This window comes from Deltaproteobacteria bacterium (assembly GCA_016183175.1).
Classification (GTDB): domain Bacteria; phylum UBA10199; class UBA10199; order UBA10199; family SBBF01; genus JACPFC01.
In genome coordinates, this window is sequence record JACPFC010000025.1 from 23,195 (window position 1) to 31,145 (window position 7,951).

At 55.4% G+C, this 7,951-nt stretch carries 7 protein-coding genes; all 7 read right to left on the bottom strand.

What is annotated here, in order from left to right:
• Positions 1–3 precede the first annotated feature (3 nt).
• Positions 4–1,269 (bottom strand): GTPase HflX, encoded by a 1,266-nt coding sequence (hflX, locus tag HYU99_02970; protein MBI2339317.1) that lies wholly within the window; start codon positions 1,267–1,269, stop codon positions 4–6.
• Positions 1,270–4,764, bottom strand: coding sequence for a DNA polymerase III subunit alpha (gene dnaE, locus HYU99_02975; protein ID MBI2339318.1), 3,495 nt, complete (start codon positions 4,762–4,764; stop codon positions 1,270–1,272).
• Complete coding sequence (locus HYU99_02980; protein ID MBI2339319.1) at positions 4,764–4,988, bottom strand: hypothetical protein; 225 nt, start codon at positions 4,986–4,988, stop codon at positions 4,764–4,766. The genes dnaE and HYU99_02980 overlap by 1 nt, the downstream gene beginning before the upstream one ends.
• The gene (locus HYU99_02985) at positions 4,975–5,187 is read right to left on the bottom strand and encodes a BrnT family toxin (protein ID MBI2339320.1); all 213 of its coding nucleotides are present in this window, start codon (positions 5,185–5,187) and stop codon (positions 4,975–4,977) included. Before HYU99_02985 ends, HYU99_02980 begins: the two co-directional genes overlap by 14 nt.
• On the bottom strand, positions 5,145–5,327 hold the full coding sequence (locus tag HYU99_02990) for a hypothetical protein (GenBank protein ID MBI2339321.1): 183 nt from the start codon (positions 5,325–5,327) through the stop codon (positions 5,145–5,147). The genes HYU99_02985 and HYU99_02990 overlap by 43 nt, the downstream gene beginning before the upstream one ends.
• A 13-nt stretch (positions 5,328–5,340) precedes the next feature.
• A complete protein-coding gene (gene guaA / locus HYU99_02995; protein ID MBI2339322.1) occupies positions 5,341–6,972 on the bottom strand; it encodes a glutamine-hydrolyzing GMP synthase in 1,632 nt (543 codons plus the stop codon).
• Positions 6,973–7,076: 104 nt separating this feature from the next.
• The coding region (locus HYU99_03000; GenBank protein MBI2339323.1) for an IMP dehydrogenase at positions 7,077–7,951 on the bottom strand (875 nt) is incomplete at its 5' end.

The following is a 7,951-nucleotide window of genomic DNA, read 5'->3' on the forward strand; positions in this document are numbered from 1 at the left end:
ATGTCACACAGAATATGAGGCGAATTTTCTCTGCCATTTTTCGGGAAGGGCCACTTCCACCGCCACCCCCCGCGCCGAATTTTTTGAATGGAGCACCCGGCCGTGGGTGTAAAGGCTGGCCATTAACTGCCCGTACGGATGAGGGAGAAAAAGTTTCACGGGGGAAAGCGTTTCGGCCAATACCCTGTCGATCATCAAGAAAAGATCATCCAACCCGAGGCCGGCTGTCGCCGATATCGGAATTGTGTGCGCCCCGTTTCCCATAAATCGAAATCCCTCGGCATCCATCTTGTTCATCACCTTGATGCGGGGAATCACATCGAGATCAAGCTCCTCAAACACCTTTTCCACCACATCGATCTGCGACGGATAATTTGGATGTGTGGCATCAACCACATGGAGGAGCATATCGGACTTCCGCGCCTCCTCAAAGGTCGATTTGAAGGCCTCGATCAGTTGATGCGGCAGATTGCGGATAAAGCCCACCGTATCGGTCAACAGAACCTCCCTTCCCGAGGGGAGTTTGATCTTTTTTGTTTTGGGGTCGAGCGTGGCAAAGAGCTTGTCCCCCACCAACTGACTGCTGTTGGAGAGAGCGTTAAAGAGCGTCGACTTGCCGGCGTTGGTGTATCCGACCAGCGTGATAGTGGGGATGGGAACCGACTGGCGCTTCATCCGATGGATTTCGCGGGAGCTGTCCACCCGTTCCAGCTCCCTTTTGACCCGGTTGAGTCGTTCCCTCACCCGGCGGCGGTCGACTTCCAACTGCGTTTCACCGGGCCCCCTCAAACCCACGCCTCCCCCACCAGTGGCGTTGCCACCCCGTTGACGCGAAAAATGGCTCCAGGCGCCGACCAGCCGCGGATACAAATATTGATATTGCGCCAGCTCCACTTGCAGTTTTCCTTCGCGGGATTTGGCATGGAGGGCAAAGATGTCGAGGATCAGACTTGTCCGGTCGATGACGCGGACGCCCCACGCCTCATCGAGGTTGCGGTTTTGGGTGGGGGCCAGTTCGCCGTCAAAAATCACGATGTCGGCTCTGCACCGTTTTATTTCTTCCTTCAACCAATCGACCTTGCCCCTCCCGACAAAGGTGGCCGGGGAAATCTCCCTCACCTCGACCATCGTTCGACCGACCGTAAGCGCCCCCGCCGTATCCGCCAGCGAACCAAGTTCGTCAAACGACTCGCGCGCCTCCCATTTGCCGCGCAGGCCGGAAACAACGCCGATCAGAAACGCCCTCTCCTGTTTTCTGGATTCCAGCATTTATTGCCTGTATTCCACCACCTTTCCCTCAAAGAGGCCGTTTACCCGGGCTGAAAAGGCCTCGGAGTCATCCATCCCGATTCCTTCCGGCAATTCCATCACCGTCTCCGTGTCGCCGGGAAGAATCAAATGGACAAAGGCCTTTAACGCCCCGGGCCGTTCTTTGAGAATATGTTGAAAATCGCGGATCCGATCCTCGGTGAAAAGAGAGGAAGGTATTTTGAAATGAACGCTTTGCGTTTTGAGGCCGATATAGTTCGTAAGGAGTTGTCCCTCTCTGGCTATTATCTTAACACCTTCGTCGGTCCGGTCAATAGCCCCCGTGATCACCAGCGGTTTATCCTCCCCCAGGATATCGGCGCACTTCTGGTAGACATCGGAAAAAAGAATCACCTCTACGGAACCCTTCAAATCTTCAAGGGTTATAAAGGCCATGCGGGTCCCCTTTTTGGTGGTGATCACCCTTTGCTGGCTTACCATCCCCGCCAAGGTGACGGGGGTCTGGCCGGGAAGCTGACGGCAAAGGTGCGTATCGCTTGTCGCGATGCGGCGGATTTCGGCCTGATGGCTTTTTAACGGGTGGCCCGAAAAATAAAAACCGAGGGCCTCTTTTTCGCATGAAAGTTTTTCACTCTCGGTCCACGGCTTGAACGCAGGCCCGACCGGCCCGCCCAAAAGGCCGGAAGAAGATTGCATGAGCCCAAAAAGGCTTGTCTGCCCCGACTGCCTCTCTTCCTGCCTTTTTTGCGCCTGTTCCACCGCCGTGCCGATCATCTCAAAAAGGGCGCGGCGGTTCGGCTCCAACAAATCGAAGGCCCCGCACTTGATCAGCGACTCCAAAACCCGGCGGTTCACCTTCCGGGAATCGATCTCCCCGCAAAAATGGGAAAACGATTCAAACCGCCCCGCTTTTTCCCGGGCCGAGAGAATCGATTCAACGGCCCCCTCCCCCACATTTTTAACCGCCGCAAGGCCGTAGCGGATTTCGTCATTTCCGCCGCCGACGGCACCGGCCGGGCCTGTCACCGAAAAACAGGAATACCCTTCGTTGATATCCGGCGGCAAAACGCAGATTCCATGTTCCTTCAAGTCTTCAATATAATAAAGAATCCGGTCGGTATCGGCCATTTCGATGGTGAGGAGGGCCGCCATGTATTCGACGGTAAAATGGGTCTTGAGCCAGGCGGTCTGGTAGGAGACGAGGGCATAGGCGGCGCTGTGCGATTTGTTGAAGCCGTATTCGGCGAATTTGGCCATCAGGTCGAAAATTTTTTCCGCCTTGGCCCGCGGTATTTTGCGCTCCAGGCACCCCTGCAAGAAACGGATTTTTTGCGCCGCCATCTCCTGCGGCTTTTTCTTCCCCATGGCCCGACGCAGAATGTCGGCCTCTCCCAGCGAGTAGCCGGCCAGAACCGAGGCGATCCGCATCACCTGCTCCTGATAGACGATGACGCCGCAGGTATCTTCCAAAATCGGTTTTAAGTCGGGAAGATCGTAGACAATCGGGGTTTTGCCGTGCTTTCGGTTGATGAAATCGTCCACCATCCCCGAACCGAGGGGTCCGGGACGATAGAGAGCCACCAGGGCGATGATGTCCTCGAAGGTGGAAGGCTTGAACCGCACCATCAAATCCTTCATTCCCGCACTCTCGAGCTGGAACAGCCCCGCGGAATCCCCTTTTTGAATCAGCTCGTAGACCTTCGGATCGTTTAGCGGAATATCGAGAATATTGAGTGAAAGACCGCGGGTCCGTTTGATGATCTGCAGGGTGTTCCGGATGAGGGTGAGCGTTTTAAGGCCGAGAAAGTCGAACTTGATCAGCCCGATTTTTTCCACCGCCTTCATGTCAAAGCCGGTGACGATATCGTCGTTCCCTCCTTTGTAGAGCGGGAGAAACTCGGTGAGCGGCTTGTCGGAAATCACCACCCCGGCCGCATGCGTGGAGGCGTGGCGGTTCAATCCCTCCAGCCTCCGGGCGATTTCCATCAATCGTTTCATTTGCGGATCGGACTCGATCGAGGCTTTAAGCCGGGGCTCCTGTTTGACCGCCTCGTCCAGAGTGATGTTTATGGCATTGGGAACCAGTTTGGCGATTTTGTCGGCCTGTTCGTAGGGGATATCCATCACGCGGGCGACATCGCGAATGACCGCTCGGGCCTTCATTTTGCCGAAGGTGATGATCTGCGACACGTTCCCGTATTTTTTGGCGACGTATTTAAGAACTTCGTCGCGACCGTTCATGCAGAAGTCGATGTCGACGTCCGGCATGCTGATCCGCTCGGGATTCAAAAACCGTTCAAAGAGGAGATCGTAGGGGATCGGGTCGATATCGGTGATCTGGATGCAGTAGGCGGTCAACGATCCAGCGGCCGACCCCCTCCCCGGCCCCACCGGAATCCCGGTTTTTTTGGCGTAACGGATGAAGTCCGAAACGATCAGGAAGTAACCGGCAAAACCGGTTTTTTTGATCATGTCGAGCTCATACCGGAGCCGAGCCTCGTACTGACCCTTAAGCTCCGGCGACCCGGCATCCGTGACACCCCGATGCTTGAGTATCTCGGACCACCTGTCTTTCAACCCTTGGGCCGCCTCCTCTTCCAAATACTCGTCCAGTGTCTTTCCCGGCGGCGGGTCGAACCGGGGGAAATAGTAGTTTTTCAGATCGAACCTGAAATCCACCCGCTCGGCGATTTTTCCCGTCTGTTCCAGCGCCTCGGGACAGTATTCGAAATCGGCCTTCATCTCTTCGGCATTTTTGAAATAGTACCCGTCCGTGGAGAATTTAAGCCGATCATTGACCCCATGAAGCGTCGCCCCCGTTTGAATGCACAAAAGGGCCTCGAAGGCCTCCGCATCGTCGCGGGCGAGATAATGGCAGTTGTTGGTGGCCACAACGGGGATCCCTTCTTTTGTGGCGACATCGATCAACTCCAGATTGGCCGCATGCTGGCCTTCCACGCCGTTTTCCTGCAGTTCAACATAAAACCGGTCCGGAAAAATTTGCGCAAATTTTTGCATCTGTTCGCCCGCCAGGTCGTGACGGCCCTCGAACAGGGCATGATTGACCGGACTCCCCCATCCTCCGGAGAGACAGATAAGCCCCCCGTTATATTCTTTGAGAAGCGCCATATCGACGCGGGGCTTGTAGTAGAAGCCTTCGAGGCAACTGACGGTGAGGAGCCTGCACAAATTTTTATACCCCTGTTTGTCGAGAATGAGCAGAACGACCTGCCAGAGGTGGTCGATGCCCCTGCGGTGCTGTTTCAAGGTATGCTGGTCGTGTGACGGCAAAAAGACGGTACAACCGATAATCGGCTTGATCCCCTTTTTTTGCGCCTCGCTGAAAAAATCAACCGCCCCGAAGATGTTGGCGTAATCGGTCATCGCTACGGCCTGCATGCCGAATGCCCTGGTTTTGGCCACCAGATCGGGGATGCGGATGGCGCCGTTTAAGAGTGAGTATTCGGTGTGGTTGTGGAGGTGAACGAAGGGCATCAAACCAAATGTGCTTCCCTGGCCTGTTGGCGGATAAAATGGGAAAGTTCCCGAAGAGCCTTGTTGACGGATCGCGAGTCGGGGAAATTTCTGGCCACGTCGGGCTCAAGGACGACAACATTGGTCCCCCTCGCGTATCTCCCGGCGTACTTGCCTCTCACTCCCCCATGGAAATCGTATTCCGGAAGCATTCTCCATTTTTGGGTCTTTTTACTTTTCTTCATAATCTCGTATTTCCTTTTTAGTCGCCGGTCGCGCGCTGACAATCTTGATTGTACCATCTCTATCGGTATGCGCAACAACAACTGTCATTCCCCTTCCGGATTGCCCAACCGTTATAAAACGCTCCTCCCCGGCAGAATGGATCGGATCGGCTTGATCTATCTCATCTCCCACTTCCGGCAATTCCCCGCAGGGTCGAATTCCACGCAGACGGGGGTCGGTTGGCAATTATAAATCCCCGGTTTGCCGCAGGGGATAACCAGATATTCATAGGCAATCCATATTGCCAGGCCGGCAAGAATAAAAGCGATAACCAGCCACAGATAAAATCTTTTTTTCATGCCGTTGGTAAAATTATTCCCACTCAATCGTCCCCGGCGGCTTGGAGGTGATATCGTAGACCACGCGGTTGATCCCCTTTACTTCATTGATAATCCGGCTCGCGATTCGGCCGAGCAGTTCGTGCGGGAGATCGGCCCAGTCAGCCGTCATCCCGTCCTGACTCTTCACCACCCGCAGGGCGCAGACGCTCTCATAGGTTCGTTCGTCCCCCATCACGCCGACCGACTGCACCGGCAATAGAACGGCAAAGGCCTGCCAGAGGTACTCGTAAAAACCGGCCCTTTTGATCTCTTCCATCACAACAGCATCCGCGGAGCGGAGCAGGTCAAGCCTCTGTCTGGTCACGGCGCCGATCACGCGGATGGCCAGCCCCGGCCCGGGAAACGGATGACGGTTGATGATTTCATCCGGCATTCCCAAATCGCGGCCGAGCCGACGGACCTCGTCCTTGAAAAGTTCGCGGAACGGCTCCAAAAGCTTCAATCCCATCTTTTTGGGGAGCCCGCCGACGTTATGATGGCTTTTGATCACCGCCGACGGCCCCTTAAACGAGACGCTCTCAATCACATCGGGATAAAGGGTCCCCTGCGCCAGCCAGGCGGCCCCTTTTGTTTTTTTGGCCTCCTTTTCAAACACCTTGATAAAGAGCCTTCCGATAATCTTCCGCTTTTTTTCCGGATCGATCACCCCTTTCAACGCCTTTAAAAAAAGCCCCGACGCATCCACATATTTGAGTCTGATGGGATAGTACTTTGTGAAGAGACTCCTCACCTTCTCGGCTTCGCTTTTCCGGAGAAGACCGTTGTTGATAAAAATACAGGTCAACTGGTCGCCAATGGCCCGGTGGATCAAAACCGCCGCCACCGATGAATCGACCCCTCCTGAAAGACCTAAAATAACCTTTTCTTTTTTAATGTTATCCATAATTTCTTCAACCGATCGTTGAATGAAGGAATGCATGTTCCAATCAGGCTTTAGACCGCAGATTTCGAACAGGAAATTCTTGAGTATCCGGGTTCCTTCCTGCGTGTGGGCCACCTCGGGATGAAATTGGAGGGCGTGGATTTTTTTTTCGGGGTTGGAAATGGCGCCAACGATTTTATTGTCGGTGACCCCGGTTATGTGAAAACCGGCCGGAATCTTTTCGATCGAGTCTCCATGGCTCATCCAGACGATCGTTCCATTTTTGACTCCTTCGAAAAGGACTGATCCGGCTATTCCGCCGGCCTCCTCTGAAATCCCCCCTGCCCCCCCTCCGCCACACAACTGGCGGACAGGTTTGTCAAAGGGGGGTGAGGGGGGATTGGAACCGTCACGAATCCACAGTTGAGCCCTGCCATACTCGCGCCTTTTGGCGGGGATAATCGCCCCCCCCATTTGATGGATAATCAATTGAAGACCGTAACAGATGCCCAGAACGGGAATTTTAAGATCAAACAAATGGGGGTCGCCCTTGGGCGACTTTTTGGCCAAGACGCTGGCCGGTCCTCCGGAAAGGATAAGGGCATTGGGATTAAAGTCGCGGATTTTTTCAACGGGCAGGGTGCAGGGATGTATCTCGCAGTAAACTTTTTGTTCCCGGATTCGCCGGGCGATGAGTTGGGTGTATTGGGAACCGAAATCGAGGATGAGGACTTTGTTCATCGAAGCGTGCCTGTGTGCCTGAGTGCCCGTGTACCCGTGTGCCTGAGTGCTTGGGTGCCCGTGTTTACGCGGGAACCCGGGCACGCGGGTCCCCAGGCACGTATTTATCCCAGGTTGTAGTTCGGCGCCTCTTTGGTGATGATCACATCATGCACATGGGATTCCTTCAAACCAGCGGACGAAATCTGCACGAACCGCGCCTTTTTGTGGATCTCGTCGATCGTCTTGCATCCCAGATATCCCATGCCCGATCGAACCCCCCCAACCATCTGATAGAGGCTCGAAGCGAGCGGCCCCTTGTGCGGCACCCGCCCCTCGATCCCTTCCGGCACAAATTTCGTCTCCTCCTCCACGTCGGCCTGAAAATAGCGTTCCTTTCCCCCTTCTTTCATGGCCGAAAGCGACCCCATGCCGCGGTAAACCTTGTAGCTCCTCCCCTGATAGAGGACAAGCTCTCCCGGCGCCTCATCGGTTCCGGCAAACAGCGAGCCGATCATCACCGTGTCGGCCCCTGCCGCCAGCGCCTTCACGATATCGCCCGAAAATTTGACCCCACCGTCGGAAATGATCGGGACCCCCGCCTTGACAGCCGGCTCGGCGCAATTTTGGACCGCCGTGATCTGCGGCACCCCCACGCCGGTCACGATACGGGTGGTGCAGATGGAGCCGGGCCCCACCCCCACCTTGATGGCATCGGCCCCCGCCTCGATCAAATCGGAGGTGGCTTCCGCGGTGGCCACGTTTCCGCCAACCACCTGCAGATCGGGGAGGAGTTTTTTTATTTCCGCCACCGTCTCCAGCACCATTTCGGAATGGCCATGCGCCGTATCGACAATCACCAGATCGACCTCGGCGCGGTACAATGCCTTGGCTCGCTCCAAGCCGTCTTTTCCCACGCCGACGGCGGCGCCGACGCGCAGGCGGCCAAGACCATCCTTCACCGCGTTTGGGTGTTGCATCGTTTTTTCGATGTCCTTGA

Excerpts from the sequence above, each read along its gene's own strand:
- HYU99_02980 (MBI2339319.1), bottom strand. The coding sequence starts at position 4,988 with ATGAAGAAAAGTAAAAAGACCCAAAAATGGAGAATGCTTCCGGAATAC.
- hflX (MBI2339317.1), bottom strand. The coding sequence starts at position 1,269 with ATGCTGGAATCCAGAAAACAGGAGAGGGCGTTTCTGATCGGCGTTGTT.
- HYU99_02990 (MBI2339321.1), bottom strand. The coding sequence starts at position 5,327 with ATGAAAAAAAGATTTTATCTGTGGCTGGTTATCGCTTTTATTCTTGCC.
- dnaE (MBI2339318.1), bottom strand. The coding sequence starts at position 4,764 with ATGCCCTTCGTTCACCTCCACAACCACACCGAATACTCACTCTTAAAC.
- guaA (MBI2339322.1), bottom strand. The coding sequence starts at position 6,972 with ATGAACAAAGTCCTCATCCTCGATTTCGGTTCCCAATACACCCAACTC.